Source organism: Hwanghaeella sp. (assembly GCF_965227365.1).
Lineage (GTDB): Bacteria > Pseudomonadota > Alphaproteobacteria > UBA8366 > Aestuariispiraceae > Hwanghaeella.
Genome location: NZ_OZ245754.1, coordinates 4,513,189 through 4,539,761, shown reverse-complemented (window position 1 = coordinate 4,539,761; position 26,573 = coordinate 4,513,189). Strand labels below are relative to the sequence as shown.

26 protein-coding genes are annotated in these 26,573 nt (G+C 62.5%); 16 read left to right on the top strand and 10 right to left on the bottom strand.

Annotated elements, in window-relative coordinates; all coding sequences use genetic code 11:
• Positions 1 to 6 precede the first annotated feature (6 nt).
• Positions 7 to 1,407: an MATE family efflux transporter gene (locus ACQK2G_RS20720; RefSeq protein WP_425406936.1), complete on the top strand. Its 1,401-nt coding sequence runs from the start codon at positions 7 to 9 to the stop codon at positions 1,405 to 1,407.
• On the opposite strand, the gene ACQK2G_RS20715 is transcribed toward ACQK2G_RS20720, so the two are convergent.
• From ACQK2G_RS20715 to ACQK2G_RS20705, 3 genes are all read right to left on the bottom strand, one after another.
• The gene (locus ACQK2G_RS20715; protein ID WP_425406935.1) at positions 1,385 to 2,167 is read right to left on the bottom strand and encodes a HesA/MoeB/ThiF family protein; all 783 of its coding nucleotides are present in this window, start codon (positions 2,165 to 2,167) and stop codon (positions 1,385 to 1,387) included. The genes ACQK2G_RS20720 and ACQK2G_RS20715 overlap by 23 nt on opposite strands.
• 13 nt (positions 2,168 to 2,180) lie before the next feature.
• Positions 2,181 to 2,939 (bottom strand): prephenate dehydrogenase/arogenate dehydrogenase family protein, encoded by a 759-nt coding sequence (locus ACQK2G_RS20710; RefSeq protein ID WP_425406934.1) that lies wholly within the window; start codon positions 2,937 to 2,939, stop codon positions 2,181 to 2,183.
• A 100-nt stretch (positions 2,940 to 3,039) separates the two neighbouring features.
• The gene (locus ACQK2G_RS20705; protein ID WP_425406933.1) at positions 3,040 to 3,924 is read right to left on the bottom strand and encodes a hypothetical protein; all 885 of its coding nucleotides are present in this window, start codon (positions 3,922 to 3,924) and stop codon (positions 3,040 to 3,042) included.
• A 175-nt stretch (positions 3,925 to 4,099) separates the two neighbouring features.
• Here ACQK2G_RS20705 and ACQK2G_RS20700 point away from each other — a divergent pair, with 175 nt between their 5' ends.
• From ACQK2G_RS20700 to ACQK2G_RS20685, 4 genes are read left to right on the top strand one after another with little or no spacing between them, the layout of a single operon-like run.
• The gene (locus tag ACQK2G_RS20700) at positions 4,100 to 5,191 is read left to right on the top strand and encodes an alkene reductase (RefSeq protein ID WP_425406932.1); all 1,092 of its coding nucleotides are present in this window, start codon (positions 4,100 to 4,102) and stop codon (positions 5,189 to 5,191) included.
• Between the two features lie 30 nt (positions 5,192 to 5,221).
• Positions 5,222 to 5,824 (top strand): TetR/AcrR family transcriptional regulator, encoded by a 603-nt coding sequence (locus tag ACQK2G_RS20695; protein WP_425406931.1) that lies wholly within the window; start codon positions 5,222 to 5,224, stop codon positions 5,822 to 5,824.
• A gap of 11 nt (positions 5,825 to 5,835) precedes the next feature.
• Entirely contained in the window at positions 5,836 to 6,123 is a 288-nt protein-coding gene (locus ACQK2G_RS20690; protein ID WP_425406930.1) for a YciI family protein, read from the top strand.
• A gap of 34 nt (positions 6,124 to 6,157) precedes the next feature.
• Complete coding sequence (locus ACQK2G_RS20685) at positions 6,158 to 6,766, top strand: DNA-3-methyladenine glycosylase I (RefSeq protein WP_425406929.1); 609 nt, start codon at positions 6,158 to 6,160, stop codon at positions 6,764 to 6,766.
• Here the strand turns inward: ACQK2G_RS20685 and ACQK2G_RS20680 are convergent.
• Positions 6,750 to 7,634 carry an EamA family transporter gene (locus ACQK2G_RS20680; RefSeq protein ID WP_425406928.1) on the bottom strand — a complete coding sequence of 295 codons (885 nt, stop codon included), beginning with the start codon at positions 7,632 to 7,634 and terminating at the stop codon, positions 6,750 to 6,752. The genes ACQK2G_RS20685 and ACQK2G_RS20680 overlap by 17 nt on opposite strands.
• A 115-nt stretch (positions 7,635 to 7,749) precedes the next feature.
• Between ACQK2G_RS20680 and ACQK2G_RS20675 the strand changes: the two genes are divergently transcribed.
• The gene (locus ACQK2G_RS20675) at positions 7,750 to 8,235 is read left to right on the top strand and encodes an Lrp/AsnC family transcriptional regulator (RefSeq protein ID WP_425406927.1); all 486 of its coding nucleotides are present in this window, start codon (positions 7,750 to 7,752) and stop codon (positions 8,233 to 8,235) included.
• Between the two features lie 57 nt (positions 8,236 to 8,292).
• Here ACQK2G_RS20675 and dut read toward each other — a convergent pair whose 3' ends face one another.
• From dut to ACQK2G_RS20650, 5 genes are all read right to left on the bottom strand, one after another.
• A complete protein-coding gene (dut, locus tag ACQK2G_RS20670; RefSeq protein ID WP_425406926.1) occupies positions 8,293 to 8,766 on the bottom strand; it encodes a dUTP diphosphatase in 474 nt (157 codons plus the stop codon).
• Between the two features lie 36 nt (positions 8,767 to 8,802).
• The gene (gene coaBC, locus ACQK2G_RS20665; protein ID WP_425406925.1) at positions 8,803 to 10,047 is read right to left on the bottom strand and encodes a bifunctional phosphopantothenoylcysteine decarboxylase/phosphopantothenate--cysteine ligase CoaBC; all 1,245 of its coding nucleotides are present in this window, start codon (positions 10,045 to 10,047) and stop codon (positions 8,803 to 8,805) included.
• A 219-nt stretch (positions 10,048 to 10,266) separates the two neighbouring features.
• The gene (gene ubiB, locus ACQK2G_RS20660; protein ID WP_425406924.1) at positions 10,267 to 11,829 is read right to left on the bottom strand and encodes a 2-polyprenylphenol 6-hydroxylase; all 1,563 of its coding nucleotides are present in this window, start codon (positions 11,827 to 11,829) and stop codon (positions 10,267 to 10,269) included.
• 63 nt (positions 11,830 to 11,892) lie between these two features.
• Positions 11,893 to 12,756: a phytanoyl-CoA dioxygenase family protein gene (locus tag ACQK2G_RS20655; protein ID WP_425406923.1), complete on the bottom strand. Its 864-nt coding sequence runs from the start codon at positions 12,754 to 12,756 to the stop codon at positions 11,893 to 11,895.
• A gap of 40 nt (positions 12,757 to 12,796) precedes the next feature.
• Positions 12,797 to 13,564: a class I SAM-dependent methyltransferase gene (locus ACQK2G_RS20650; protein ID WP_425407681.1), complete on the bottom strand. Its 768-nt coding sequence runs from the start codon at positions 13,562 to 13,564 to the stop codon at positions 12,797 to 12,799.
• Between the two features lie 40 nt (positions 13,565 to 13,604).
• Between ACQK2G_RS20650 and mutM the strand changes: the two genes are divergently transcribed.
• From mutM to gyrB, 8 genes are all read left to right on the top strand, one after another.
• The gene (gene mutM, locus ACQK2G_RS20645; RefSeq protein WP_425406922.1) at positions 13,605 to 14,480 is read left to right on the top strand and encodes a bifunctional DNA-formamidopyrimidine glycosylase/DNA-(apurinic or apyrimidinic site) lyase; all 876 of its coding nucleotides are present in this window, start codon (positions 13,605 to 13,607) and stop codon (positions 14,478 to 14,480) included.
• A 67-nt stretch (positions 14,481 to 14,547) separates the two neighbouring features.
• Entirely contained in the window at positions 14,548 to 14,964 is a 417-nt protein-coding gene (locus tag ACQK2G_RS20640; protein WP_425406921.1) for a hypothetical protein, read from the top strand.
• 103 nt (positions 14,965 to 15,067) lie between these two features.
• Entirely contained in the window at positions 15,068 to 15,844 is a 777-nt protein-coding gene (locus ACQK2G_RS20635; RefSeq protein WP_425406920.1) for an enoyl-CoA hydratase, read from the top strand.
• A gap of 278 nt (positions 15,845 to 16,122) precedes the next feature.
• Positions 16,123 to 16,383, top strand: a complete 261-nt coding sequence (gene rpsT, locus ACQK2G_RS20630) for a 30S ribosomal protein S20 (RefSeq protein WP_425406919.1) — start codon at positions 16,123 to 16,125, stop codon at positions 16,381 to 16,383.
• Between the two features lie 675 nt (positions 16,384 to 17,058).
• A complete protein-coding gene (gene dnaA, locus ACQK2G_RS20625; protein ID WP_425406918.1) occupies positions 17,059 to 18,444 on the top strand; it encodes a chromosomal replication initiator protein DnaA in 1,386 nt (461 codons plus the stop codon).
• A 588-nt stretch (positions 18,445 to 19,032) separates the two neighbouring features.
• Positions 19,033 to 20,133 carry a DNA polymerase III subunit beta gene (dnaN, locus tag ACQK2G_RS20620; protein WP_425406917.1) on the top strand — a complete coding sequence of 367 codons (1,101 nt, stop codon included), beginning with the start codon at positions 19,033 to 19,035 and terminating at the stop codon, positions 20,131 to 20,133.
• Positions 20,134 to 20,175: 42 nt separating this feature from the next.
• Positions 20,176 to 21,465 carry a DNA replication/repair protein RecF gene (gene recF / locus ACQK2G_RS20615; protein WP_425406916.1) on the top strand — a complete coding sequence of 430 codons (1,290 nt, stop codon included), beginning with the start codon at positions 20,176 to 20,178 and terminating at the stop codon, positions 21,463 to 21,465.
• A 53-nt stretch (positions 21,466 to 21,518) separates the two neighbouring features.
• Entirely contained in the window at positions 21,519 to 23,978 is a 2,460-nt protein-coding gene (gyrB, locus tag ACQK2G_RS20610; protein WP_425406915.1) for a DNA topoisomerase (ATP-hydrolyzing) subunit B, read from the top strand.
• A gap of 111 nt (positions 23,979 to 24,089) precedes the next feature.
• Here gyrB and ACQK2G_RS20605 read toward each other — a convergent pair whose 3' ends face one another.
• Positions 24,090 to 24,980 (bottom strand): dihydrodipicolinate synthase family protein, encoded by an 891-nt coding sequence (locus tag ACQK2G_RS20605; RefSeq protein ID WP_425406914.1) that lies wholly within the window; start codon positions 24,978 to 24,980, stop codon positions 24,090 to 24,092.
• Positions 24,981 to 25,093: 113 nt separating this feature from the next.
• Between ACQK2G_RS20605 and ACQK2G_RS20600 the strand changes: the two genes are divergently transcribed.
• Positions 25,094 to 25,831, top strand: coding sequence for an IclR family transcriptional regulator (locus ACQK2G_RS20600; RefSeq protein WP_425406913.1), 738 nt, complete (start codon positions 25,094 to 25,096; stop codon positions 25,829 to 25,831).
• Between the two features lie 107 nt (positions 25,832 to 25,938).
• The gene (gene fabA, locus ACQK2G_RS20595) at positions 25,939 to 26,508 is read left to right on the top strand and encodes a bifunctional 3-hydroxydecanoyl-ACP dehydratase/trans-2-decenoyl-ACP isomerase (RefSeq protein ID WP_425406912.1); all 570 of its coding nucleotides are present in this window, start codon (positions 25,939 to 25,941) and stop codon (positions 26,506 to 26,508) included.
• Positions 26,509 to 26,573 lie beyond the last annotated feature (65 nt).

The window sequence follows — 26,573 nt, the reverse complement described above, 5'->3', positions numbered from 1 at the left end:
TAAAAAATGCAAGAAGCGGGTGATCAGGACTGGCTGGCAGGCCGGTTGAAACGCCATTTGGGCGAATTGATTCGTCTCGCCATGCCTGTGATCGGTTCGCGTGCGGGTATCCTGGTTCTGATGACCGTGGACCTCGCCTATCTCGGTCGGGCCGGGGCGGACGAAACCGCCTATTATTCGCTCGGTTCCTCCCCCTTCGTAATTCTCATGGTCATCGGCATCGGCCTGATGATGGGAACCATGGTGACCGTCTCCCACGCCTTTGGGGAAGGTGAATTCAAGGAATGCGGCGCGATCTGGCGGCGCTCCCTGCCCTGGGCCCTGTTATGCGGCCTCGCGCTCACCCTGTTGTTGCTGCCGGTCGAGGATTTCTTCCTGTTCACCGGTCAAAACCCGGGTCTCGCAAGAGGCGCGGCGGGCGTCACCTTCATGATGAGCCTCAGCCTCGTGCCGACGCTGGTCTATGTTACCTGCGCGTTCTTCCTGGAGTCTTTGCGCCGTCCGGTTCCCGTACTGATCGCCATCGGCGTCGCCAATCTGCTCAATGTCGCGATCAACCCGATGCTGGTCTTCGGTATCGGGCCGATTCCGGAAATGGGTGCCGAAGGTGCGGCATTGGCAACCTCCATCGCGCGGACGGCCATGGCATTGTTCCTGGTCATATACTGCTGGTTCCTGAAGGATCACGAGACATTCGGTATCCGAAACCCGCTGGGGCCGGGGTGGTGGCAGGCCTTTTCGACGCAACGGAAATACGGTTATGCGACCGGTCTGTCGCACGGTTTCGAAAGCCTCGGTTTCGGCGTGATGCACATCTATGCTGGCTGGCTCGGCGTCAATGCGTCAGCGACCTTCGGCATGGGCATGAACCTCACTGCGCTGGTCTTCATGGTGGCGCTGGGGCTGGCCAACGCGACGTCCGTCCGGGTCGGCATCGCGCATGGCCGCCGCGATCTGCCGGACCGGGAACTGGCCGGATGGGTCGGGGTCGGCGTGACCTTCGCCCTGATGATGGTCTTCACGGGGGTCCTTGTATTCCAGCCCGAATGGGTGGCCTTGAGTTATACCAATGACCCGACGCTGGTGGCGATGCTGATCGGCTGTGTCGTCGTGGTCGGTTACGTCGTCATCTGCGACGGCTGCCAGATCGTGCTGTCCCACGCGATCCGCGCGGCGGCGGATCCCTGGACGCCGACCGTGCTCAATTTCGCCGCCTATTTCGTCGTCCAGATCCCGCTCGGCTACGTCCTGGCGATCCATATGGGGCATGGGGTGGTCGGATTGTTCGAGGCGATGCTGATCGGTTCGGTCTTTTCCTGCGCGATCCTCGGCGCCCGCTGGATGATGCTGAACCGGCGTCAGATCCGGCTCAGCCAGACCATCGTCAATCCCCGGGCCGCAGAATAGTCGGGGTCTCGCCGCAGAGCGGACAGGAAGGGTTCTTCGGCGTCCGGATCATCCGCATGTCGTTGTCCAGCGCATCGTACAGCATCAACCGTCCGACCATGCCTGTGCCCAGGCCCAGGATCTGCTTGATCACTTCGGTCGCCTGAAGCGTTCCCATCACGCCCGCGACGGGGCCGAGAATGCCGGCCGTATCGCAGCGGGCAACGACGCCGTCCGCCGGCGCCTCCGGGAAGACGCAGCGATAACAGGCCCCGCCCTCATAGGCCTTGAAGGTGGATAATTGCCCTTCAAACCGAACGACCGAGGCGCTGACCAGCGGTTTCCGGGCCAGATAGCAGGCGTCGTTCAAGAGGACCCGGATCGTGTAATTATCCGTCCCGTCGACCACCAGATCATACGGTTCGATCACCGCCTGGACATTGTCCGCGTCCAGCCGGGTTTCGATCGCCTCGATCGCGATAGTCGGGTTGAGGGCCCGGGCGCGGGCCACCGCGCTTTCCACCTTCGAGATCCCGACGCTGGCTTCCGTATGCGCGATCTGCCGCTGCAGATTGGTGCGGTCGACCGCGTCGAAATCCACCAGGCCGATCCGTCCGATCCCGGCGGCGGCCAGATACATCAGGACAGGGCTGCCCAAACCGCCGGCGCCGACGATGCAGACCTTGGACTGCAGCAGGGCGATCTGCCCTTCCTCGCCGATCTCATCCAGGATGACATGGCGGGCATAGCGTTCCAGGTCGGCGTCTGACAAGTCATCCATGGAGGCGAAATCCTCAATCCGCTTCTGCGGACGGGCCGGGCCGGGCCAGGCGTTCCTCGATCGTTCTGGCCGCGTCGAAGAATTGTTCGCGCGTCCGGCCGACGAAGCGGTTGCGGTTTTCGATCGCGCGGAACAGTTCCTCGGAATCGTAACGGACCGATTCGACCATCTTCATCATGATGTCGAAGGTCTCGGTCGTATGATCCAGTTCCGGCATGTCCATTTCCACGACGATTTTGGACATCAAGTGGGTCAGTCCCTGAACGAAGGCAAGCTGCCGGTCGTGTTCCTCCGCCGTCGTGACAATGGTCTTCAGGCGCAGTTCCTTGGACAGGAAGGCCTCGACGCACTCCAGCCGTTCGCCGCGGACGTTGCAGAGCGCGATGCGCAGGCCGCTGATGCCGTTCGCACCGGTTTGCGGGCCGAACAGCGGATGGGTGCCGACGATATCGACATGCTCGGGCAGGTTCTCCAGCATCGCGGCGATGGGCTCTTCCTTGACCGAGCAGACGTCCAGCACCAAGGCGCCCGGCTTCAGATAGGGCGAGATCTGCCGGCAGACCTGCGCCATGCGTTGAACCGGCATGGCCAGGATGACGATATCCTTGCCGGCGACTTCCTCGAGCGGTTCGGGCACGACGGCCCAACGCTCGCTCAACGGCTCCAGGTCGCGGACGGGGTCGTATGCGCCGATCCGGCAATGGGGCAGCAGATAGGGCAGCATGAACTCGCCGAATGCCCCGACGCCGATAAGTCCCACCGATGCACGCATGACCCGTATCCTTGTTTTTCCGTGTTTTTTGAACAGACGGGCTTATAGAGCGTGGATTGATGAATGAAAACCACCGGGTCGGTCCGCGGCAATATTCGCCCTACAACTGGTTCAATTCCGCCGTGGCCTGCTGCAACGGCGCGGGCCACCAATCGGCATTCTGTTGCAGGTCGCCCAGGAATACCCTTGCGGTCGGATACAATGCCAAGGCGTGATCCCCTTGTGCTTGCCAAAACCATTGCGGTCCGTTGCGCCGGGCGGCGACCACGAATGTCGGTTTCCCCAGGGCGGCGGCGATATGCGCCGTGGTGGTGGAAATGGTCAGCATGGCGTCCAGGGGCTTGATATGACGGGCAACGGCGAGTTGATCGTTCGCGTTCAACTCGGCGTCGGGAACTTGATTGATCCCGGCAGGGGCCGGCAGCTGCGCCTGTTCGGCGGCGGATGTTTGGCGCTGAAAGGATAGAATATCCGTATTCGCCATCGAACCGACGCTTTGCAGCATGTTGTTCAACGGCAGCGACTTGGCCTGCAAGTGGTTGCCGTTTCGCATGACGCTCGCCCAGGCGATGCCGATCTTCTTGCGTCTGGGGGCATCATCGATCTGGATCGGATGAAAGGGCCGGGTCAGCAGGTCGCCGGTCAGGGCGGCGCGCAAAATCGCAAGAGGCGATCGCGCGTTCTGGCCGCGCGCCGTCGCAAAGTCGGCGGCGGCCGTTGCATTGAAGGAGGGGTCCTCGCTGAGGAGCGAGCACAGTGCGGGATCGGCGAAAACGTCGAATGTCCGATTGCCGGGCACGGCAAGCCGTTTCAGGAGTGACGCAAGCAGAACCCCTTCACCCCAACCGGGCATATTGCCCGGGAAGCCGAGATAATAGGGCCGGGTCGGGTCGTTCTGGCCGTCGGTCCAGTCCGGGTTCTGTTCCAACCGCCCGATGCCGCCGGCGAAATTACCCGCGGCGAAATCCCTGAACGCTTCCATCATGGCCTCGCTCCAAAATCATGTGAGGTAGCAGCATACCGATGTCAAAGGTTGTTGGGACTCTTTTGCGCGCTGTCGGGAAAATGAAATCTGTCTCTTGAAAGAATAGGACGGCCGTCCTAAATGCGTGTGTAGGACAGTCGTCCTAATTCAGAGTCAGCATGTGAAGGAGGCCGCCGTGCCCGCAAACCTTTTCGAGACAGTTCAATTGGGTGACCTGACCCTCGCCAACCGGATGGTGATGGCGCCGATGACCCGCAACCGGGCCGATCCCGAGGGCGTGGCGACGCCCGCAATGGCGACCTATTACAGCCAACGTGCCGGCGCCGGTCTTATCATCGCCGAATCTTCCCCGGTTTCAGCGCAGGCCGTTGGCTATCCGGGGACGCCGAACCTGTTCACGGATGCCCAGACCGCGGGCTGGCTGCGGGTCAACAATGCGGTTCATTCCGCGGGCGGAAAGATCTTCGCCCAGTTGCAGCATGTCGGCCGAATTTCCCATCCCATCATGCAGCCCGGCGAAGTGGCGCCGGTCGCGCCCTCGGCGATCCGTCCGGAAGGACAGGCGATCACCCCGGAGGGCATGATGGACTATGTCACGCCGCGGGCGCTTGAAACGTCGGAAATCGCCGGCGTCGTTGACCAGTTCAGGCAGGCTGCGGAAAGAGCCAAGCAGGCCGGATTCGACGGCGTCGAGATCCATGGCGCGAACGGTTATCTGATCGATCAGTTCCTTCGGGACGGGTCGAACCGGCGCACGGACGCCTATGGCGGTTCGGTGGAGAACCGCATGCGCTTGTTGAATGAAATCCTCGACGCCGTCGCCACAGTCTGGCCGGCGCACCGGATCGGCTTGCGCCTGACCCCGGAAAACAGCTTCAACGACATGTCGGATTCCGATCCTGCCGGGCATTTCACCTATTTCATCACGCAACTGAACGGACGAGGCCTCGCCTTTCTGCACATCCTGGAAGGCGACATGATGAAGAAGACCCGCTCCATCGACTATGCAACTTTGCGCGCGGCATATGACGGGACCTATATCGCGAATAACGGCTACGACAAGGATACCGCCACGGCCGTGCTGGAGCGTGGACAGGCCGATTTGGTCGCCTTCGGCATTCCGTTCCTCGCCAATCCCGACCTTGTCCGCCGCTATCGGTTGGATCTGCCGTTGAACAATGTGGATTTCTCGACATTCTACGGGGGGTCGGAAATCGGCTATACGGACTATCCCGTTTACAGCGATCCGCAATCGGCGGCGGCCTGACCGCCGCGCGGGCAACAAGGGCGCCTTGCCATGGAAAGCAAATCGACACGCGATCAGATCGTCGAGGCGGCGGACCGGCTGTTCTACCAGCACGGTTTCGAACATACCTCCTTCTCGGATATCGCGCGCGACGTGCAAATCTCTCGTGGCAATTTCTATTACCACTTCAAGACCAAGGATCAGATCCTGGACGCGGTGATAGAGGCCCGCCTCGGCAAGACCGAGGCGATGTTGAGCGATTGGGAGTCGGCGGGCGCCACGCCCGCCGACCGCATCCGCTGTTTCATAGAGCTATTGATCGCCAACAAGGGCGATATCATCCGGTTCGGCTGCCCGGTTGGCACGATGACGACCGAATTGGTCAAGCTGGGTCATGCCGCCCAGCCGGGCGCCTGTCGTGTTCTCTCGCTGTTTCGAACCTGGCTGCGAAGACAGTTCGAGCGCCTTGGGCGTGCGGAGGATGCCGACGCGCTGGCCATGCATCTCCTGGCCCTCAGCCAGGGTGTCTCCACCCTGGTGGCGGCGGTCGGAGATGAGGGTTTCCTGCACGCGGAGGTCGACCGGATGAACCATTGGCTCGATACCGTGATCGAAGGAACGGATCGCGCGCCGGCCCCGGCGCTGCGCCACTGAAAGGAAAACCCATGTTCGTCATTCTGCTTAAGTTCGGCGCCGGGAAGGCCCGCGCCGGTGAATTCATGGACGGTCACAAGGCCTGGATCCAAAAGGGCTTCGACGACGGTGTCTTCCTGCTGGTGGGCAGTCTGACGCCCAATATGGGCGGCGGCCTGCTGGCGTCCGGAGAATCCCGGGCGGATATCGAGGCCCGCGTCGGACAGGACCCCTTCGTCGCCGAGGGGATCGTCGAGGCGGAGATCCTGGAAATCGACCCGGCGCGGACCGACGATCGGCTGAGTTTTCTGAACGCCTAAGGCGGAAGCCGGCAAGGGGGAGGAGCGATGCGACATGACTGAAACGATCAATGGGCCGGACGGTCGGCCACGCTGCCGTTGGGCGGGATCGGCACCCGATTTCTTTGATTATCACGACCGCGAATGGGGTTTTCCCGTGGGGGATGACCGGCGACTGTTCGAAAAGATCTGCCTGGAAGGGTTTCAGTCGGGGCTGAGTTGGCGGACCATCCTGGACAAGCGGGAAAATTTCCGCGCCGCCTTCGCGGGTTTCGACTTCAATAAGGTCGCACGGTTCACGGAAAAGGATGTGGACCGCCTGTTGCAGGATGCGGGCATCATCCGTCACCGCGGCAAGATCGAAGCGACGATAAACAATGCCAGGCGCGCGCTGGAGATGGTGGAAAAGGAAGGCTCGCTGGCTGCTTTCTTCTGGCGTTACGAACCGGACCCGGCGACCCTCGGGACCCCGCAGACGGCTTCGACATCACCGGAATCTGTGCGGCTTTCCAAAGACCTCAAGAAATTGGGATGGAAGTTCGTCGGTCCCACCACGGTCTATGCCTTTATTCAGGCCATGGGCCTGATCAACGATCACGCGGAAGGCTGCGTCACCCGGAAGGAAGTCGCGGAAGCGAGAAAGGCCTTCACGAAGCCGGTCTAGGCGGTTTGTGCAAGGCCACGCCGACCATTACCAGCGCGACGCCGCCCAGGTCCCGTATGCTCGGCACCTGGGCCAGGACGATCAGCCCGATTATGGTCGCCGATGCCGGTAGCAGGCTCAACAACAGGGCGAAACTCGCCCGCGGCAGGCGCGCCATCGCCAACTGGTCGCAAATATAGGGGATGACGGAGGAACAAACGCCGACCCCGATGCTCGCCAGAATCAAAACCGGGTCGGTGATCACGGCCAGAACCTCATCCAACCCGAACGGCAGTACCGCAAGGAACGCGATCGTCATCGCCGCGCCGAGGCCGGAAATGCCGCCCGCCGCGCCGGACTGGGCCAATCTGTGGGCCAGGACGATATAGACCACGAACAGTGCACCGTTCAGGAAGGCCCAGGCCAAACCGACCGGATCGTCCGACCAGGTGACGTCGATCAGCAGAACGACGCCGGATACTGCCAGTATCAGCGCCGCCAGGTTCCGCGCGCTGCGCAGTCCCGCCGCCGCGACGGCGATGGTGCCGACGAATTCGATAGAGGCGACCAAGCTCATCGGAAGGCGATCGAGCGCCAGATAGAAGGACGAATTCATCGCCGCCAGGCACAGACCCATCGAAACCAGTAACAGGCGGGTCCGGCGGTCGGCGCCGTTCCATACCCGCAACGGTCGGGTCCACGGGGCGAAAAGAAGGGCGGCCGAGGCGATCCTGAACCAGGCGACGCCCAGCACGCCCACGGCCGGAAACAGCAGCACCGCGAAGGACGGCCCCAGATAGTGGAAAACGGCGCTGACCGCGAAGAAGACATGCGGCGGCAGCTTCTCCGCCGGACCCGTGTAGAACCATCGTAAGCCGGCACTGGCCATGATCGATACCCCCGTCGTTCCAATGCGACAGACGGTATCGAATGTTTATGCTATAAATGAATGCGTTTATGAAGGAATAACGGGTAAATCTACCGATAGAAAGAAAGAGTAATTTATGAAACGCCTTCGTTACGAAGATCAAGGTTTGGATGGCGTCGACGCCGCCATCCTGGACGTCTTGATCGAAAACGCCCGGGTCAGCATCGCCGACCTGGCGCGGCGTGTCGGACTGTCGCCGCCCAGCGTATCGGAACGGTTGAAACGTCTTGAAGAGGCCCGGGTCATCACCGGCTACTCCATCGCGGTCGATCCGGCCGCCCTGGGTCTGCCGATCGCCGCGTGGATCAGGGTGCGGCCCCTGCCGGGGGAACTCACCCGTGTCGTAACGATTCTGCAAGCACTGCCGGAGATCGTCGAATGCGACAGGATCACCGGTGAGGATTGTTTCCTCGCCAAGGCGCATCTGCGCTCGGTCGAGGACCTTGAGGCGCTGTTGGACGAGGTTATTCCCTACGCCACGACGAATACCTCGATCATCCAATCCTCGCCGGTGCCCCGGCGTCTTCCGATCGTTCCGCGAAAGGAAAGGGGGGCCGCCTAACGAGCCTGCCGCGCATCCAGGATACAGGCGTTGGGGATGCGGAAACCGTGTTTGACGTCAGACGCCGGTCGATCCGAAGCCGCCGGATCCGCGCTCCGTCTCGGACAAGTCGTCAACGATCTGCCACTGTAGTTGGGTGACCGGCGCGATCACGATCTGGGCGATCCGCATGCCCCGTTCGACCGTGAAATCCTCACCCCCCAGGTTCGCCAGAATGACGCCGACCTCGCCGCGATAGTCCGCGTCGATCGTGCCCGGCGTGTTCAGGCAGGTGATGCCGTTCTTCAGGGCCAGGCCGGATCGCGGACGGACCTGTGCCTCGTAACCCATTGGTAATGCGATGGAAAGACCGGTCGGGACCAGGGCGCGCCCGCCCGCCGGGATAACCGTATCCGCGGTCACCGCGGCCAGAAGGTCAGCCCCCGCGCTCAATGCGGTCTTGTATTCGGGCAGGGGAAGCCCCTCGCCATGGGGCAGTATCTTCACGGCGACTTCAATCGTAGTTGGCGTTCCCGCTGCGGTGTCGGACATGGGTAAATTCCAGTTCAGAATGGGTCGGTTTGAGGGTCAGGACGAGTCTTTGGCGAAATGCTCGGCAATTTTCCGGGCGAGATTTTGCGCGACCTCGGCCTTGGTCGATTCCGGCCAATCGTCATGGCCGTTTTGATCGATGAAATGGATGCGATTGTTGTCGCCGCCGAAAGTTCCGGTGCCTTCCGAGACGTCGTTGGCCAGAATCCAATCGCAACCCTTTCGCTTCCGTTTCGCGATGGCGTGCTCCAGTACCGCTTCCGTTTCGGCGGCAAAACCAACCACCAGCCTGGGCCGGGTGGGTCCCTGCCTGGACAGGGTCGCCAGGATGTCCGGGTTCTCGGCCAGGGTCAGGGTCGGTAACGCACCCGAATCTTTTTTCAGTTTCTGTTCCGCTTTGCCACTGACCCGCCAATCGGCGACGGCGGCCGCACAAACCGCGATGTCCGCCGGCAGTGCCGCCAGGCAGGCGTCGAGCATCTGTTGCGCCGTTTCCACATGAACGGTTTCGACACCGACAGGATCCGCCAGCCGGGTCGGTCCGGCGACCAGCGTCACCTGGGCGCCCGCCCGGGCTAAGGCCTCGGCGATGGCATGGCCCTGCCGGCCGGAAGACCGGTTGGCGATATAGCGGACCGGGTCGATCGGTTCATGCGTCGGGCCGGACGTAACGATAGCCGAACGGCCGGCCAAAGGCCCGGTCTGTGCGGCTTTCTGTGTGCCGGGCGTATCCAGGCGGGCCATTACCGCAGCCGCGATCTCGGCCGGTTCGGACATCCGCCCGAACCCGAATTCGCCGCAGGCCATGTCGCCTTCGACCGGGCCGATCATCTCGACGCCGCGCTGCTGCAGCGTGGCGATATTCGCCCGGGTCGCTGCATGGGTCCACATCCGGACATTCATCGCGGGTGCGGCCATGACCGGCTTGTCGGTCGCCAGCAACACGGTCGTTGCGATGTCGTTCGCGTTGCCGTTTGCCATCCGCGCCAGGATGTCCGCCGTGGCCGGTGCGACCACCAGAAGGTCGGCGCTGCGCGACAATTGGATGTGACCCATCTCCGCCTCGTCGGTCAAAGAGAAGAGGTCGGTATAGACCTTGTCCTCCGACAGGGCGGAAACGCTGAGTGGCGTAACGAATTGCTCCGCGGCCTTTGTCATGACGCAACGGACACCCACCCCCTGCCGCCGCAACAGGCGTATCAGCTCCAGGGACTTATAGGCGGCGATCCCTCCGCTGATGATCAGCAGAACGCGTTTCGGGTCGGCTTTCGCTTCGGACATGGAATTCAGCCTCTCCGGCTCAATATCTCGGTCGTCAGGACCGTACTGGCGGCGGTCTGCGTCGGCAAGCGCCCAGGACTCTTCAAATCAGTTGGCAACCGGAACCGGAATCGGAACGGTTTGGATCGATTTGACTAAAATTGTAGTTGTTTTCGGCCGCTTCCAGCCTGCGAATGTAGTCAGGCCGAAAAACGATTTAGTTTGAATGGCTTAAACAGATCAATCGAAGAGGACGAAGATCGCCAACACGGCCAGGACGGCGACCATCGCCGGTCCCCAGCCCTGCCGGACGCCCGATTGCAGCACGCGGCTGCTGCGTGAACCGCCCTGGCGCGCCTGCTGGGCGAAACGGGCGACCGCCGCCGGATCGATATCCGACAGCTTTTCCAACACGTCCTCCGCCCGCCGCAAGGTGCCGGGAAGGCGTTGCAAGGCATCGAAGGTCTCGCCGATCGCGTCGCGGATGCGGGCTTCCGGCCCCCGATTGGCGAACATCCATTCCTCGATCAACGGCTGCGCCATGGTCCACATATTGACCTTGGGGTTCAGCTTCCGCCCGACGCCTTCGGCAACCAGCATGGTCTTCTGCAACAGCAGCAGGTCGGGCTGGGTCTCCATGTCGAAGTCTTCGGTGACCTTGAACAGCTGGGCCAGCAGGCGGCCGACGGAAATCTCGTTCAAGGGCTTGTCCAGCACCGGTTCGCCGATCGAGCGGATCGCCTGGGTGAAGGCGTCCTTGGATTTATGCGGCGGAACCACGCCGAAATCGAAATGCACCTGGGCCACGGTCCGATAGTCGCGCTGCAGGAAACCGACGAGAAGATCGGCGAGGAAGATCCGCGTGCGCTTGTCGACCCGGCCCATGATGCCGAAATCGACGGGACAAAGATTGCCCTCCGCATCGACGAACATGTTGCCCGGATGCATGTCGGCGTGGAAAAAACCGTCTCGGAAAACCTGCAGGAAGAATATCCGCGCCGACCGTTCCAGCAGGTCGTTCACGTCAAACCCCGCCTTGGTCAGGCCATCGATATCGTCGATCCGCAGACCGCGGATCCGTTCCGTGGTCAGCACCCGGCGGCCGGTACGCTGCCAATCGACCGCGACGACGCGGAACCCTTCGTCGTCCCGGCTCAGGGCCGCCAGTTCCGAGGCCGCCGCCCCTTCCAGGCGTAGATCCATCTCGGTCTCGACCCATTCCTTGAAGGTCTCGACCACATCGACCGGCCGCAGGCGGCGCAGGGAGGGGATAAACCTCTCCCCCTGTTCGGCCAGCCAGCGGAACAAGGCGATATCGTGCTCGAATTTTTCCTCGACGCCGGGCCGCAGGACCTTCACCGCAACCTCGCGTCCATCCGGCGTCACCGCGAAATGCACCTGCGCGATGGAGGCCGCTGCGACCGGCGTTTCCTCGAAACTGGCGAAAAGCTCGGCGATCGGCGCTTCCAGTTCCGCTTCGATCGCGGCCCGGGCCTTTTCCGTCGGGAAGGGCGGCAGGCGATCCTGAAGCCGACTCAGATCCTCGGCCACCTGGTCGCCGACCAGATCGGCGCGCACGGAGAGCGCCTGACCGAGCTTGATGAAGCTCGGCCCCAGATCGGTCAGCGCCGCGGCCAGCCGCTCGCCTTCGCGTCCCGGGCGGCGCCGGCCCCATAACAGGCGGATGACGCCGACGGGAAAGCGCAGCGCCCTGATCCGGCGCGCCGGCCACAGCGCGTCGTTCCGCGCCAGGGTGCGGGCGATGCCGATCAATCGGAAACAGTTGTGAATGCCAGTGATCATCGGCTGGGGTTTAGAGCAAAGTTTCCGCTTGGGAAATCACGGAATTGCCGGGGCGGCGTCCGGTCACGCGCGTTCCTGCTGCTCGAAGAAGGAGGTTCCCTGCGGCAATTCCGGCGCTTGCAGGTCGAAGGCGACGGACCGGATGCGGCCCGTCCTTTCGCCGCGGACCACGCGGCCCTCGTCCACATTCGGCATCGGATTGGGTGACAGCGGCACCGCGTCCTCGGCGGTATAAACAAAGATCGACAGTACCCGGCGCTTGTCCGACCGGTTCGGGGCGGATCCGTGCACAACGCGCGTATGCATCAGGCAGGCATCGCCGGCCTTGCCCATCACCGGCACGGCCTTGCGCGCCATTTCAGGCGCCAATTCTTCCGCGACGGCGCCGGTGAAACGCCCGCCATGCCACAGGCTGTAGAGCTCGCCCTGGTGGCTGCCGGGCACGACCATCAGGCATCCGTTCTCCGCATCCGTATCGTCCAGCATCACCAAAGCGGTCACCACATCCGGATTGCTGTGCGGGGTATAGGTGAAGTCCTGATGATACTTCACCTCCGTATTGGTGTGCGGCAGCTTGGAATTGATCTTGCTGTGATGGAATTTCACGTTCGGGCCGATCAGGTCGGCGACCGCGTCGGTCATCCGGCTGTCTTCCATGGTTTCGCGGTAGGCCGACCCGGCTTCCACCGGGGCATTCACCCGGCGCAGGCGCGGATGGTCCGCATTGTGCCCGGGTTCGAGGTCGAAGCGCGGTTTGCCGTTGATCGTCTCGCCGAAATTGTCCGCATGCTTGCGGCTTTCCTCGACCCATTCGTCGAACTGCGCCCGCATGGCGGTCAGCTGTTCCGCGTCGACGGCGTTCTTCAGCAGCAGATAGCCGTCCCGGTTGAAGGCGTCGATTTCATCCTGGCTCAAGGTCAATGGCATGGATGACATCCCTGTTCTGTTTGTTAAACCCGCCAGCTTGTTAAACCCGCCAGCCGGAATGGATCGCCGCGATGCCGCCGGACAGGTTCTGCCAGTCGGCGCGGGCCAGGCCGGCATCCGCCATTTTCGCGGCCAGCGTCTTCTGTTCCGGGAAGCGCCGGATACTCTCGACCAGGTATTGATAGGAGTCACGGTCGTTCGCGACCGCCTGGCCCAAAGCCGGCAGAACCCGGAAGGAATAGGTGTCGTATATATCGTCCAGCACCGGCAGCACCACATGGCTGAACTCCAGGCACAGGAAATGCCCGCCCGGTTTCAGGACCCGGCGCGCCTCGGCGAGGGCGGCGTCGATATCGGTCACGTTGCGCAGGCCGAAGGCGATCGTATAGGCGTCGACCGATCGATCGGCGAGGGGAAGTTTCTGCGCGTCCCCGACCAGCCAATCGATCTTGTTGCCGAGAATACCGTCGTCGATCGCGCGGTCGCGGCCGACCCGGACCATCCCTTCGGTCAAGTCGCAGACGGAGACATGTCCGCCGCCCGCCTGCAGGAACCGGAAGGCGATATCGCCCGTTCCGCCGGCGACGTCCAGCAGATGCATCGAGGGGCGCGGCTTCAGCCGGTCGATCAGCGCCGCTTTCCACAGCCGGTGCACCCCGCCCGACATCAGGTCGTTCATCAGGTCGTAGCGGCCCGCAACGGATTCGAACACGCCCTGAACCAGGGACGGCTTCTCCTCCGGGGACACGGTTTTGAACCCGAAGCTTGCGGTTTTGCCGCCGTTGTTTTCAATGCTGTCTGTCGCCATGGGGCGCACGATAACCGAGGCCGAACCGAAGAGCCAGACCATGCCTGAACTGCCCGAAGTCGAAACCGTCCGCCGCGGCCTTGCGCCGCATATGGAAGGGCGGCGGATCCTCTTTGCGGAACAGAACCGACCTGATCTGCGCTTCCCTTTTCCGCCCGGATTCGTGGCCCGTCTGGAAGGTAACCGGGTGATCTCCGTCGGGCGCCGCGCGAAATATCTTTTGATCGCGCTGGAGGACGGCTGGACCTGGATGGTCCATCTCGGCATGTCCGGCCGGTTCACGGTCAATCCCGGCAGCGAGGCGGTCATCGCGACCTCGGGCCAGGTCGGTCATAATTCCGGCTGGGCTCTGGCGGAAAAGCACGATCATGTGCGGGTCGAAATGGAAGGCGGTGCGCGTCTCGTCTTCAACGATACCCGCCGCTTCGGCTTCATGGATCTGATCCCGCCCGGCGGGCTTGCAACCAACCCGCATCTGGCCGGTTTGGGCCCGGAACCGCTGGACGATGCCTTCAACGTCGCCGATTTCTCCGCCGCCATTGCCGACAAGAAGACGCCGATCAAGGCGGCGCTGCTGGATCAGGCGGTGGTCGCGGGCCTCGGCAACATATATGTCTGCGAAGCGCTCTGGCGGTCGGGGATCAGCCCCAAGCGGCTGGCCCGGACGGTTCCGGGGCGCCGGGCCGAACGGCTGGTTCCGGCGGTGAAGGAGGTGATCGCCGCGGCGATCGAGGCCGGCGGTTCGTCATTGCGCGATTTCGTCCAGGCGGACGGAGAGCTCGGCTATTTCCAGCACGCCTGGGACGCCTATGGGCGGGAAGGGGAGCCTTGCCGGAAACCCGATTGCGGGGGCATTGTGCGCCGTATCGTGCAATCGGGGCGGTCGACCTTCTTCTGTCCCGGCCATCAGCGCTAGGGTCGTGGCGGTGTCCGCGGCGCCGGAAAAGAAGCGAGAGAAAAGCAATCGCCTGACAGGGGGGCATATGACCGACCGAACGGGTCCGACAAAACCATCGTCACGCGGGATCTGCCCGACCCTCCGAATGGCCGGTCTGGCCCTGGCGGCGGCCTTGTTCCTCTCCGGGCTGGCGTCTGTCCCTGCCGTCGCGCAGTCCTTTCTGGCAGGGTTCGAGGACGTTCCCCTGATGGAAGGCCTGACGGCGGATGAGGATGCCGGCCTGGTCTTCGATTCCCCGGCCGGCCGGATTGTCGAAGCCTATGCGGTCGGAGAGGTTGCGTGGCGGGACGTGATCACCTTTTATACGGCGACTTTGAAATCGCTCGGCTGGCGCACTCTGGATCAGGGACGCTTTGCACGGGAGGGAGAAGAACTCCATATAGACCGTTTCGGGCGGGACGGGGACCTGACCATCAGGTTCACCCTGGCCCCGACGGAGTAACCCGGCCGGCAAGGCAGGGGTTCACGAAACGGCAAAGAAAACGACGGAAAAAACTGAAACCAACCAATCTCCCGGCATCGTCCGGGATTAGGCGAGGGGTACCATGGCGTACGAATACATCTTAGTCGAAACCCGCGGGCCGGTCGGCCTGATCACCTTGAACCGGCCGAAGGCGTTGAATGCCCTGTGCGCGGGCCTGATCGCCGAGCTCGGCAAGGCCCTGGACGACATGGAGGCCGATGACGCGATTGGCGCGATCGTGCTGACCGGGTCGGAAAAGGCCTTTGCCGCCGGCGCCGACATCAAGGAGATGGCCGGCAAGGACTACATGGATGTCTATCTGCAGGATTTCATCACCAAGGGCTGGGAGCGGGTAACGACCTGCCGCAAGCCGGTGATCGCGGCGGTGGCCGGCTATGCCCTGGGCGGCGGCTGCGAAATGGCGATGATGTGCGATTTCATCCTGGCCGCGGAAACCGCCAAGTTCGGTCAGCCGGAAATCACGATCGGCACAATTCCGGGCGCCGGCGGTACCCAGCGCCTGACACGCTATGTCGGCAAGTCGAAGGCGATGGAAATGAATCTGACCGGCCGGATCATGGATGCCGAGGAAGCCGAGCGCGCCGGCCTCGTCAGCCGGATCGTCCCGGCGACTGAACTGATCGGCGAGGCCGTTGCGACGGCGGAAAAGATCGCCTCGCTCTCCCGCCCTGTCGTCATGATGGCGAAGGAATGTGTGAACAAGGCCTACGAAACGACGCTTTCCGAAGGCGTGAAGTTCGAACGCCGTGTCTTCCATTCGACTTTCGCGACGGCGGATCAGAAAGAAGGCATGGCCGCCTTCGTTGAAAAGCGGACGCCGAAGTTCAAGAACCGCTGATCGCTGGCCGGGCCCGATGCTTTCGGGGGCGCGGGTATCGCCCGCCCCCCTTTCGGCCCACCCCCCTTTCGGTCCACCGCGCCCGATGCGGTCTTGACGCTGCATCGCCGGACCCCTATAAGCGCGCGGTCGCCGAGACGGGCCGCGCTCTGACAGAGACGCCCCGGGCGAAAAAAGGAAACATGGTCCGCAAGTTGCCGCACCCCGATCGGGTTGCCCGTTGAAGGGGGTATGGCACGGCGTGATCGAATTGGTTTTGAAATATACGGAAACTGACTATGGCCAATAACCTGCAAGCCAAGAAACGCATCCGGCAGATCGAGAAGCGGACCGCGCGCAACAAGGATCGCGTCAGCCGCATCCGCACCTATGTGCGTGGCGTTGAGCGGGCGATCGAAAGCGGTGACAAGGCCGCCGCCGAAACCGCATACAATGCCGCTATGCCGGAAATGCACCGGGGCGTTACCAAGGGCGTCATGCACCGCAACACGGTTGCGCGCAAGCTGTCCCGCCTGTCCGCCCGGATCAAGGCCCTCTAAGAACCTGATTGCGGCTTGGCGGTAATTTTTTACCGCCTGCCGGATCGAGGCCGTTGCGACGCCGCCCGCAATCGCGGGCGGCTTTTGGTCTTTGGGCCGAGGGCTTCTAGGACGCCGTGCCGCCTTTGAGGCGGAGAAGAGGCGGCCGGAATTACATCTAAAAAGCGTAAAATGCGCGGCATCTCCGGAAAGAAATTGGATTCCAAAAGCTTAGAAAGTTTGCGCTTTGGGGGAAGCCGGAAGCCAGCGATGTCAACGGTTTTATTTGCCCGATTCGGTCTTTTGATTCCTTGTCACCGGAAACCCGCGTAGCTACAGTTCATGCGGCAGGGAGGTCCAGTGGGCCGAATGTCGATGAGCTGTCGGATAGGGTGTTGGAGCACCGCACTACCCGGGTCGGCTCGCAGGAGTAGCGGAAAAACAAGAGCTTAAAACAAACTCTCTCGGCTGCTTCTTTACAATGATTGAACTTTAGAGTGTTCGCGGAAATCGCGAAACGGCGTTCGCCTCAGCGAATGACGATAGGAAAGCTTTGTCCGGTTCCAGGGTCGTGGGTGCCGGATAAATTTTTGAGAGGCCCGGCAGGTCCATGATGGGGTGTCGGACAGGCAATGACGCGGCGGGCATTGAATTTTGGGGTCGTATTGAAGCGATCGAAACGGGCGGTTGTTTCAGATGCTGATTGAACTGGGTGGAGCAATGGATCAAAGGCTTTCGGCGCAATGGGCCCGGGTACGGGCACGTATGCGGAGTGAATTCGGGGAAACCGCATTTCAAAGCTGGCTCAAGCCTCTCACCTTCAAGGGATTTCACAACGGTGTCGTGCACCTGCTGGTTCCGACCCGGTTCATGCAGAACTGGATCGAGTCCCAGTATGGCGATCGTCTGCTGGAGTTGTGGCGCAGCGAAAACCCGTCGGTCACCGCGATCGATGTCGCGCATTCCGCAACCCAGGCCTCCGGCGATGCGCATGCCAATGGGCGGAGCGCGCCGGGCGCACCGGCGGCTGCGGAAACCAGCGACGGTTTCGATGCCGGTCTCAGCGCGCCGCTCGATCCGCGGTTCCGGTTTGACAATTTCATCGTCGGCAAGCCGAATGAGCTTGCCTTCGCCGCCGCGCGCCGTGTCGCCGAGGCGGGCAATGTCCCCTTCAATCCGCTGTTCCTGTTCGGCGGTGTCGGTCTGGGCAAGACCCATTTGATGCATGCCATCGCCGCGCAGATCCGTGAATCCGCGCCGGAGAAGCGCGTCCTGTATCTGTCCGCGGAAAAGTTCATGTATCAGTTCATCCGCGCGCTTCGCTACAAGGACACGATGGCCTTCAAGGAACAGTTCCGCTCGGTCGACGTGCTGATGATCGACGATGTTCAGTTCATCGCCGGCAAGGACAATACCCAGGAAGAATTCTTCCATACCTTCAACGCGCTGGTGGACCAGAACCGTCAGGTCGTGATTTCGGCGGACAAGTCCCCGGCGGAATTGGAAGGGATCGAGGACCGCATGAAGTCGCGCCTCGGCTGGGGGCTGGTGGCGGAAATTCATTCCACCACCTACGAGTTGCGGCTCGGCATTCTGCAGTCCAAGGCGGAGCAGATGAGCGCCGATATTCCGCCGAAGGTTCTGGAATTCCTGGCCCATAAGATCACGTCCAATGTCCGTGAGCTTGAAGGCGCGCTGAACCGATTGGTCGCCTATGCCAATTTGGTGGGCCGCTCGATCACGCTGGAAACCGCGCAGGAGGTTCTGCACGACCTGTTGCGGGCGAACGATCGGCGCGTGACGATCGAGGAAATCCAGAAACGCGTTGCCGAACATTTCAACGTGAAGCTCTCGGAAATGCATTCGGCCCGGCGCAGCCGCGGTATCGCCAGGCCCCGCCAGGTCGCGATGTATCTCTCCAAGCAGCTGACCGCACGGTCCCTGCCGGAAATCGGGCGCAAGTTCGGCGGCCGTGATCACACGACCGTCATGCATGCGGTCCGCAAGGTGGATGAATTGAAGCAGTCCGACAGCAGCTTCGCGGAAGACGTGGAATTGCTGCGCCGGATGCTGGAAGGCTGAGGCCGGATGCTGGCAGGCCGGCTGGATCCCCGGCGGCGGCGTGTGAACGGTCGGCGCCCGCAGGATGCGGTGCCGAACCGGGTTTCGGCCCGCCTTGCGGCGCCCGCCGGGAATAGGTCAAAACAAGTGATTCGCTAAAATCGCCCGGTTTCGGCTCGGCGCGCCGCCCTTCATGGTGCGGGGGATTCGCTCTGTTTCTAAAAGGCCAAAAAAGCGGTAAAAATAATTCATAAAAAACAATGGGTTATGGATTGTCCGCAAATTGGATTTCCGGTTTGGCTCAGCAGCCTGCTCGGGCCGCAAAAAACTGGGCATTCCCGGCTGAGGTGATATAGTTTTTCCCCGTTCTCAGGGGGCTGAATTCCAGGCTTCCCGCTCCCCTCGCCAACACTGGGCCGACCGCGTCCGGATGGTAATCTGGAGCGGCTCTTTCCCGGCAAAGGATGGAGCTGCCGAACGGGGGTACGGCGGGGCGGTTTTGCCGCCCGCATCGTCGGCCAAATCGTAGCGAACGCGGACCTGGAGCCGCGAAACCAGAATATGGGGCAGGGCAGCCTGCTCCGGACAGAAACGGATCATCGACGACCCATGAAGCTGACCATTGAACGCGCCGAACTGCTCCGCTCCCTGAACCATGTGCAAAGCGTAGTCGAGCGCCGAAATACCATACCGATCCTGTCCAACGTCCTGATCGAAGCGTCCGGCAGCACCCTGCGCCTGACCGCGACGGACATGGATATCGCCATTGTGGAATCCGTCGCCGCGTCGATCGGCACGGAAGGGGCCACGACGGCGCCCGCGCATACGCTTTACGACATCGTCCGTAAATTACCGGACGGCGCGCAGGTCGAGCTCGGCAAGGAAGAAGATCGCCTGGAACTGCGCAGCGGCCGGTCGCGCTTCACCCTGCAGACGCTGCCGACGGAAGATTTCCCCGTCATGACCGGCGGGGATATGCCGCATACCTTCAGCCTCGGCGCCGAGGTCCTTCGCGGCATTGTCGATCGCACGCGCTTCGCCATCTCCACCGAGGAGACCCGGTATTACCTGAACGGGATCTATCTGCACGGTGCCGACAACATCATGCGTGCCGTGGCGACGGACGGACACCGTCTGGCGCGGGTCGAGACGCCGCTGCCGCAGGGCGCCGAAGGCATGCCGGGCGTGATCGTGCCCCGCAAGACCGTCGGCGAATTGCGCAAGCTGATCGACGAAACGGACGGCGATGTCGAAATCGCGCTGTCGGAAACGAAGATCCGCTACGCCTTCGACAAGGTCGAACTGACCTCGAAGCTGATCGACGGCACGTTCCCCGACTATGAACGGGTCATCCCGGCCGGCAATACCAAGATGATGCAGGTCGATTGCAAGGCCTTCTCCGATGCGGTCGACCGCGTGTCGACCATCGCGACCGAAAAGATGCGCGCCGTGAAGATGGCGATCGCGCCGGGCATCATGACCTTGTCCGCTTCCAGCCAGGACAGCGGCTCGGCCGTTGAAGAGATCGAAATCGGCTACGACAACGACGCGTTGGAAATCGGCTTCAATTCCCGGTACCTGCTGGATATTTCCGGGCAGATCGAAAGCGGTCAGGCACGGTTCGAAATGGCGGACGCGTCCTCCCCCACCATCGTTCGCGACGTGGAAGACGACAGCGCGCTCTACGTCCTGATGCCGATGCGGGTGTAAGTGCCGCGCGATCCGCGCCGGCCTGCCGAAAAAGGGCGTTTGATGATAGCTGCCGAAAGATTGGATCATGCCGGGGGTGCCGGCGATGCCCGCCCCGTGCCGGGCCGATCCGATGCGGCCGAAATCAATCAGGCCGGGTCCGGCCGCGCCCGGTCAGGACAGGGCTGCGCCATGGCAGTGCGGCGGCTGACCCTGACCGATTTTCGTAACTATGCCTCACTGCGGCTTGACCTGCAGGCGGCGCCCGTCGCCCTGATCGGGCCGAACGGTGCGGGCAAGACCAACCTTCTGGAGGCGGTCTCCCTGCTGACGCCGGGGCGCGGCCTGCGCCGGGCGAAGATCTCGGATATGGACCGCCGACGGACCGAAGCACCCGGCGATGGGTCCTTCCCCGCGGGGGGAAGCGATGCCGGCGGCTGGGGCGTCTCGGCCGAGGTGGACAGTATCGTCGGGCCGGTGAAGATCGGCACGGGACGGGAACCCGGCGGCGAGAGGCGCTCGGTGCGGATCAACGGGGCGCCGTCCAGCGCGCAGGCTTTGTCAGGCTATCTGGGCGCCGTTTGGGTGACGCCGCAGATGAACCAGATCTTCCTGGAATCCGCCGGCAACCGCAGACGCTTTCTGGATCGTCTGATCTTCGCGACCGATCCGGCCCATGCCGGGCGGGTTTCGTCCTATGAACAGGCGATGCGCGACCGGGCCCGACTGTTGAAGGATCGCGGCGCGAATGGCGCCGACAAGACATGGCTTTCCGCGCTGGAATCGCAGATGGCCGAACGCGGGGTCGCCGTCGCGGCGGCGCGTCTGGATATGGCCGACCGGTTGGGTCAGGTCGCCAAGGACGGGTTCGGGCCATTTCCCGGCGCGATGGTCACCGTGGAAGGTGAGGTCGAAACCTGGCTGCGCGAGCGGCCGGCGCTGGCGGCGGAAGACGCGTTCCGGGACAGTCTGGCGGCGGGAAGAATGCAGGACGCTGTCACCGGCGGCGCCGCGGTGGGGCCGCATCGCTGCGACCTTCGGGTCCGGCATCTGGCAAAGGACATGGCGGCGGATCAATGCTCCACGGGCGAACAGAAAGCCCTGTTGATGGCCCTGGTCCTGGCCCATGCGCGTTTGCTTTCGGCGGAACGGGGGGCGGTCCCCCTGCTGTTGCTGGACGAGGTCGCGGCGCATCTGGACGAGGTCCGGCGCGCCGCCTTGTTCGAGGCGATCGTCGAATTCGGGACGCAAGCCTGGCTGACGGGTACCGACGCATCGGTTTTCGCCCCCATGGCCGGAACGGCGCAGGCCTTCCGCGTGGTCGATGCCTGCCTGCAGGTCGAGAGACTATGACGGTTCATTTGGCGTATAGTGTAGATAACAATGAAAGACGGGTTGGTTAACCGATGAGCGATACCACGGACGACACGAACCAGAACGGCGGGCCCGACGGCGGGCAGGGTGCGGAATACGGCGCCGAGTCGATCAAGGTTCTGCGCGGGTTGGAAGCGGTCCGCAAACGCCCCGGCATGTATATCGGCGATACCGATGACGGTACCGGCCTGCATCACATGGTCTACGAAGTCGTCGACAACGCGATCGACGAGGCCCTGGCCGGCCATTGCGACATCGTCACCGTGACCCTGAACGGGGATGGTTCCGTGAGCGTAACGGATAACGGACGCGGCATTCCTACCGATATCCACGAAGAGGAAGGCGTCTCCGCCGCCGAAGTCATCATGACCCAGCTGCATGCCGGCGGGAAGTTCGACCAGAACTCCTACAAGGTGTCCGGCGGGTTGCACGGTGTCGGCGTTTCGGTGGTCAACGCGCTTTCCGTGTCGCTGAAGCTGAAGATCAAGCGCGCGGGCAAGGTACATGAAATGTCCTTCACCCATGGCGACGCGGACGGCCCGCTGGAAGTCACGGGCGATGCTGGGAGTGATACCGGGACGGAGGTCACCTTCCTGCCCTCGCCCGAGACCTTCACCATGACGACCTTTGATTTCAGCACGCTGGAACATCGCCTGCGCGAACTGGCCTTCCTGAATTCGGGTGTGGCGATCCGCCTGACGGATGCGCGGCACGCGGAACCGAAGGTGGTGGATCTGCATTATGAAGGCGGGGTCGAGGCGTTCGTGCAATGGCTCGACCGGTCGAAACAGGCGCTGCAGGACACGCCGATCGTCGTTTCCGGCGAACGCGACGGGATCACCGTCGAACTGGCGATGCAATGGAACGACAGCTATCACGAAACCACGCTGTGCTTTACCAATAACATCCCGCAGCGTGACGGCGGCACGCATCTGGCCGGGTTCCGGGGCGCGTTGACGCGCCAGATCAACAGCTATGCGGCGAATTCAGGCCTGGCGAAGAAGGAAAAGGTCTCGATTTCCGGCGACGATGCCCGCGAAGGCCTGACCTGCGTTCTGTCGGTGAAGGTGCCGGATCCGAAATTCTCCAGCCAGACCAAGGACAAGCTCGTTTCGTCCGAGGTTCGCCCCGTGGTCGAGGCGATCGTGAACGAAAAGCTGGCCGAATGGTTCGAGGAACATCCCGCCGATGCCCGCAAGGTGGTGCAAAAGGTGGTCGAAGCCGCCGCCGCGCGTGAGGCCGCCCGCAAGGCGCGTGAACTGACCCGGCGCAAGGGCGTGCTGGATATCGCGTCGCTGCCCGGCAAGCTGGCCGACTGCCAGGAACGCGACCCGGCGCTCTCCGAACTCTTCATCGTCGAGGGCGACAGCGCCGGTGGCTCCGCCAAACAGGGGCGTAACCGGAAGTTCCAGGCCATCCTGCCCTTGAAGGGTAAGATCCTGAACGTGGAGCGCGCCCGGTTCGACAAAATGCTCAGCAGCCAGGAAATCGGCACCATCATCACGGCGTTGGGTACCGGCATCGGTCGTGACGATTTCAACATCGACAAGCTGCGCTATCACAAGATCATCATCATGACGGACGCGGATGTGGACGGAAGCCACATCCGGACCCTGTTGCTGACCTTCTTCTATCGCCAGATGCCGGAACTGATCGAACGCGGCTATCTCTATATTGCGCAGCCGCCGCTCTATCAGGTGAAGCGTGACGGGAAGTCCGTCTATCAGAAGGATGACGGCGCGCTGGAACGCTATCTGGTCGAAAACATGCTGGGTGTCGGCGTGCTGACCGGGGCGGACGGCGCCCAACGGGCGGGGAACGAGCTGAAATCGATCATCGACGATGCCCGGGCCGCCTATCGCCTGATCGAACCCCTGGTGCGCAAGGCGCGCCGCTGGGACTTCGTCGAACAGGCCGCGATCCTCGGCATGCTGGACGTATCGCAGGAGAAAACCGCGGAACAGGCGGCGCAGGCGGTGGAGACGCTGGCCAAGCGCCTCGACGCGCTGCAGCCGGAAACCGAACGCGGTTGGGGCGGCGAAGTCCTGGCCGATGGCGGTTTCGCGGTGGAACGCACGCTGCGCGGCGTGACCGAACGCTGTGTCATCGACGGGGATCTTCTGCGTTCGGCCGAAGCGCGCCGTTTGAGCGCCATGGCCGGTGGTTTCCAGGCGCTTTACTGGCCGCAGGCGACGCTGACCGTGAAGGACAAGGAAAGCCGGATCAACGGCCCGGTCGATCTCTATCTGGCGGTGATGACGGACGGGCGGAAAGGCCTGTCGGTTCAGCGCTATAAGGGACTGGGCGAGATGAATCCGGATCAGCTCTGGGAAACCACGCTGGATCCGGAAGTCCGATCGCTGCTGCGGGTACGGGTCGGCCATGGGGACGACGCGGACGATGTCTTCTCGACCCTAATGGGCGACGTCGTCGAACCGCGCCGCGAATTCATCCAGGACAACGCCTTGAAAGTCGCCAACCTGGACGTCTAGCGGCCAGGGGCGGGGCCATAGCCTTCTGCCGTAAGACGAAGAGAGCTAACTGATATCAGACGAACACCCGGCCATCGGCCGGGTGTTCGCATTCGGGCGCACGACCGCACCTCACGTGGCCGGAATGAGGCCGAGGCCGGCCAAAGCGCCCCGCACATTTTCCTTTTGGGCTTCGGTCGCCGGAGAGGTGGGTTTCCGGGCGAAACCGGCATCCACCCCTTGAAGGCTTTGGGCGTATTTGCAAAGCGACGGCATGTTATCCACGCCGATGGCATCCCAAACCGGCATCAACCGTTCGTGCAGGGAACGGGCGGTTTCCCAATCCTGGGCACGAACCGCATCCCACAATTTCACCGACGGGCCCGGCGCGGCGGTCAGGATCGCAGCAATGGAACCGCGCGCACCCAGTTGGTAGGACGGATAGAGCAAGGCGTCGACGGCGCTGAAGATCAGGTTCTCGGGTTTCGCGCGCCGCATCAGATCGGCGAACAGTTTCATGTCCCCGGCGCTTTGCTTGACGCCCAGAACGCCCGGCACCTCATCCATGATCCGCAGCAGCAGATCAGGCGACAGATAGCACCAGGGCACGACATTGTAGATCAGGATCGGAACACCGCAGGCGGCGTGAATGTCCCGAAAATGGGCCACCATGGCGTCGTCGTCCGGCCTGAAGAGATAGGACGGCGGCGTGATCTGAAGCGCCGCGACGCCCAAATCCAGAACGGCTTTACCCCGGGCGATCACCTCGGCGGTGGAATTCGCGATGATGCCGGCGACGACGGGCACGCGGCCGTTGACGGCGCACACAGTCTCTTCCAGGAGGGCTCTATACTCATCCCGGTTCAGCGCATGGCCTTCACCGGTGCTGCCGCCGGCCGCGAGGCCGTGCACCCCGTTCGCCAGCAGCCATTCCACTTGCGGTGCAACCAGGGAAAGATCGACGGTCCCCGCCGCATCGAACGGTGTGGTGAATGGTGCAATAACGCCTTCTAACGCGCTCATTTTGTTTCCTCCGTTCCGAATTATGGATCTGATAGCCGGACGCTAGGAGGAAAGGCCCACTTTTCCCAAAATGTTCTTGCGCTTATTCCGCATTGTGGAACAAGAAATGGGTCATGAAATCGCTGCAACGAGTTTCCCAGGTCCTGGACTGCTTCACCGCCCATGAACCGAGATTGGGATTGAACGCCATCGCCCAGAAGACGGGAATGGCAAAGGGCACGGTCCATCGGGTCCTTTCCGGTCTTCGGGACATCGGTTTGGTGGTGCAGGACGGTAACCGCGACGACTATCGACTGGGCCTCCGTTTCCTGTCGATCGGCGGTGTCATTCTGTCCGATCTGGATGTCCTCACGCATGCGCGAGAGCCGGCGGCGGCGTTGATGCATCAGACCGGTGAATCGGTTCATGTCTGCGTGTTCGACGGATTGAACGTCGTGTCGATCGACCGCCATGAAATGGCCGACAGCCGAAACGAGATCGTCCGGTTGGAAAGGGAACCGCCCTATTGCACCGGGACCGGTAAAGCCATTCTGGCGGCGCTTTCGGATGAGACGGCCTCGGCGCTTCTACCCCGGGACCTGAAGTCTTTTGCCCATAATACGATCACATCGCGGAAGGCCCTGTTTGCCGAACTGGCGGCAACCCGGGCCCGGGGTTACGCCATCGATGACGAGGAACGGCAAATGGGGATCCGCTGTGTCGGCGCCGCGATCCGACATCACAGCAGGGTTGTCGGGGCAATCAGCGTCACCGGCCCGAAACAACGGTTTCCTACTTCCCGCATTCCCGTCCTTGCAGATCTGGTAACGGCGACGGCGGCGCGGATCGGCCTGTCGATCGAACTGGGCTGAGCCGGGGTGTTTTTTCGTGTTTGTTGGTCGCTTGTTATGAATCTAGGCGTAGTATAGGGTCCGACGCGGAAACAGAATGTAAATTCAAACGAGGGGACGCGCGGTAGATGAGCGCACAAGACTCGGCCAAGGCTGCGGAAGGTTCGGTTCAAGGTCTGACGGACCGGCACAGCTTTTCCTATGACGAATTGATCGAATGCGCGAAGGGTAAGCTCTTCGGCCCCGGCAACGCGCAATTGCCGTTGCCGAACATGCTGATGCTCGACCGCATCACCTCCATCACCGAGGATGGCGGCGAACACGGCAAGGGCGAAATCATCGCTGAATTCGACATCAAGCCGGACCTCTGGTTCTTCAAATGCCATTTCGAGGGCGATCCGGTGATGCCGGGCTGCCTCGGTTTGGACGCGATGTGGCAGTTGGTCGGCTTTTTCCTGGGCTGGTTGGGCCAGCCGGGCAAGGGCCGTGCCTTGGGCGTCGGTGAGGTGAAGCTTTTCGATCAGGTCCTGCCGAGCGCGAAGAAGGTCACCTATCACATTACGTTGAAGCGTGTGATCGCCCGCCGGCTGATCATGGGTATCGCCGATGGCGTGATGAAGGTGGACGGCAAGATCGCGACGGAAGTCCGCGACATGAAAGTCGGGCTTTTCCAGCCGACCGAAGCCGCGCAGGCCTGATTCCTCGACCCTTATACCGAAGCGGCCCGGCATTTCCGTGAATGCGGACCGGCGGAGGGATGCCT

Coding starts and splice junctions, on each gene's coding strand:
- ACQK2G_RS20720 (WP_425406936.1), top strand. CDS start 7: ATGCAAGAAGCGGGTGATCAGGACTGGCTGGCAGGCCGGTTGAAACGC.
- ACQK2G_RS20715 (WP_425406935.1), bottom strand. CDS start 2,167: ATGGATGACTTGTCAGACGCCGACCTGGAACGCTATGCCCGCCATGTC.
- ACQK2G_RS20710 (WP_425406934.1), bottom strand. CDS start 2,939: ATGCGTGCATCGGTGGGACTTATCGGCGTCGGGGCATTCGGCGAGTTC.
- ACQK2G_RS20705 (WP_425406933.1), bottom strand. CDS start 3,924: ATGATGGAAGCGTTCAGGGATTTCGCCGCGGGTAATTTCGCCGGCGGC.
- ACQK2G_RS20695 (WP_425406931.1), top strand. CDS start 5,222: ATGGAAAGCAAATCGACACGCGATCAGATCGTCGAGGCGGCGGACCGG.
- ACQK2G_RS20690 (WP_425406930.1), top strand. CDS start 5,836: ATGTTCGTCATTCTGCTTAAGTTCGGCGCCGGGAAGGCCCGCGCCGGT.
- ACQK2G_RS20685 (WP_425406929.1), top strand. CDS start 6,158: ATGACTGAAACGATCAATGGGCCGGACGGTCGGCCACGCTGCCGTTGG.
- ACQK2G_RS20680 (WP_425406928.1), bottom strand. CDS start 7,634: ATGGCCAGTGCCGGCTTACGATGGTTCTACACGGGTCCGGCGGAGAAG.
- ACQK2G_RS20675 (WP_425406927.1), top strand. CDS start 7,750: ATGAAACGCCTTCGTTACGAAGATCAAGGTTTGGATGGCGTCGACGCC.
- dut (WP_425406926.1), bottom strand. CDS start 8,766: ATGTCCGACACCGCAGCGGGAACGCCAACTACGATTGAAGTCGCCGTG.
- coaBC (WP_425406925.1), bottom strand. CDS start 10,047: ATGTCCGAAGCGAAAGCCGACCCGAAACGCGTTCTGCTGATCATCAGC.
- ubiB (WP_425406924.1), bottom strand. CDS start 11,829: ATGATCACTGGCATTCACAACTGTTTCCGATTGATCGGCATCGCCCGC.
- ACQK2G_RS20655 (WP_425406923.1), bottom strand. CDS start 12,756: ATGCCATTGACCTTGAGCCAGGATGAAATCGACGCCTTCAACCGGGAC.
- ACQK2G_RS20650 (WP_425407681.1), bottom strand. CDS start 13,564: ATGGCGACAGACAGCATTGAAAACAACGGCGGCAAAACCGCAAGCTTC.
- mutM (WP_425406922.1), top strand. CDS start 13,605: ATGCCTGAACTGCCCGAAGTCGAAACCGTCCGCCGCGGCCTTGCGCCG.
- ACQK2G_RS20640 (WP_425406921.1), top strand. CDS start 14,548: ATGACCGACCGAACGGGTCCGACAAAACCATCGTCACGCGGGATCTGC.
- ACQK2G_RS20635 (WP_425406920.1), top strand. CDS start 15,068: ATGGCGTACGAATACATCTTAGTCGAAACCCGCGGGCCGGTCGGCCTG.
- rpsT (WP_425406919.1), top strand. CDS start 16,123: ATGGCCAATAACCTGCAAGCCAAGAAACGCATCCGGCAGATCGAGAAG.
- dnaA (WP_425406918.1), top strand. CDS start 17,059: ATGCTGATTGAACTGGGTGGAGCAATGGATCAAAGGCTTTCGGCGCAA.
- dnaN (WP_425406917.1), top strand. CDS start 19,033: ATGAAGCTGACCATTGAACGCGCCGAACTGCTCCGCTCCCTGAACCAT.
- recF (WP_425406916.1), top strand. CDS start 20,176: ATGATAGCTGCCGAAAGATTGGATCATGCCGGGGGTGCCGGCGATGCC.
- gyrB (WP_425406915.1), top strand. CDS start 21,519: ATGAGCGATACCACGGACGACACGAACCAGAACGGCGGGCCCGACGGC.
- ACQK2G_RS20605 (WP_425406914.1), bottom strand. CDS start 24,980: ATGAGCGCGTTAGAAGGCGTTATTGCACCATTCACCACACCGTTCGAT.
- ACQK2G_RS20600 (WP_425406913.1), top strand. CDS start 25,094: ATGAAATCGCTGCAACGAGTTTCCCAGGTCCTGGACTGCTTCACCGCC.
- fabA (WP_425406912.1), top strand. CDS start 25,939: ATGAGCGCACAAGACTCGGCCAAGGCTGCGGAAGGTTCGGTTCAAGGT.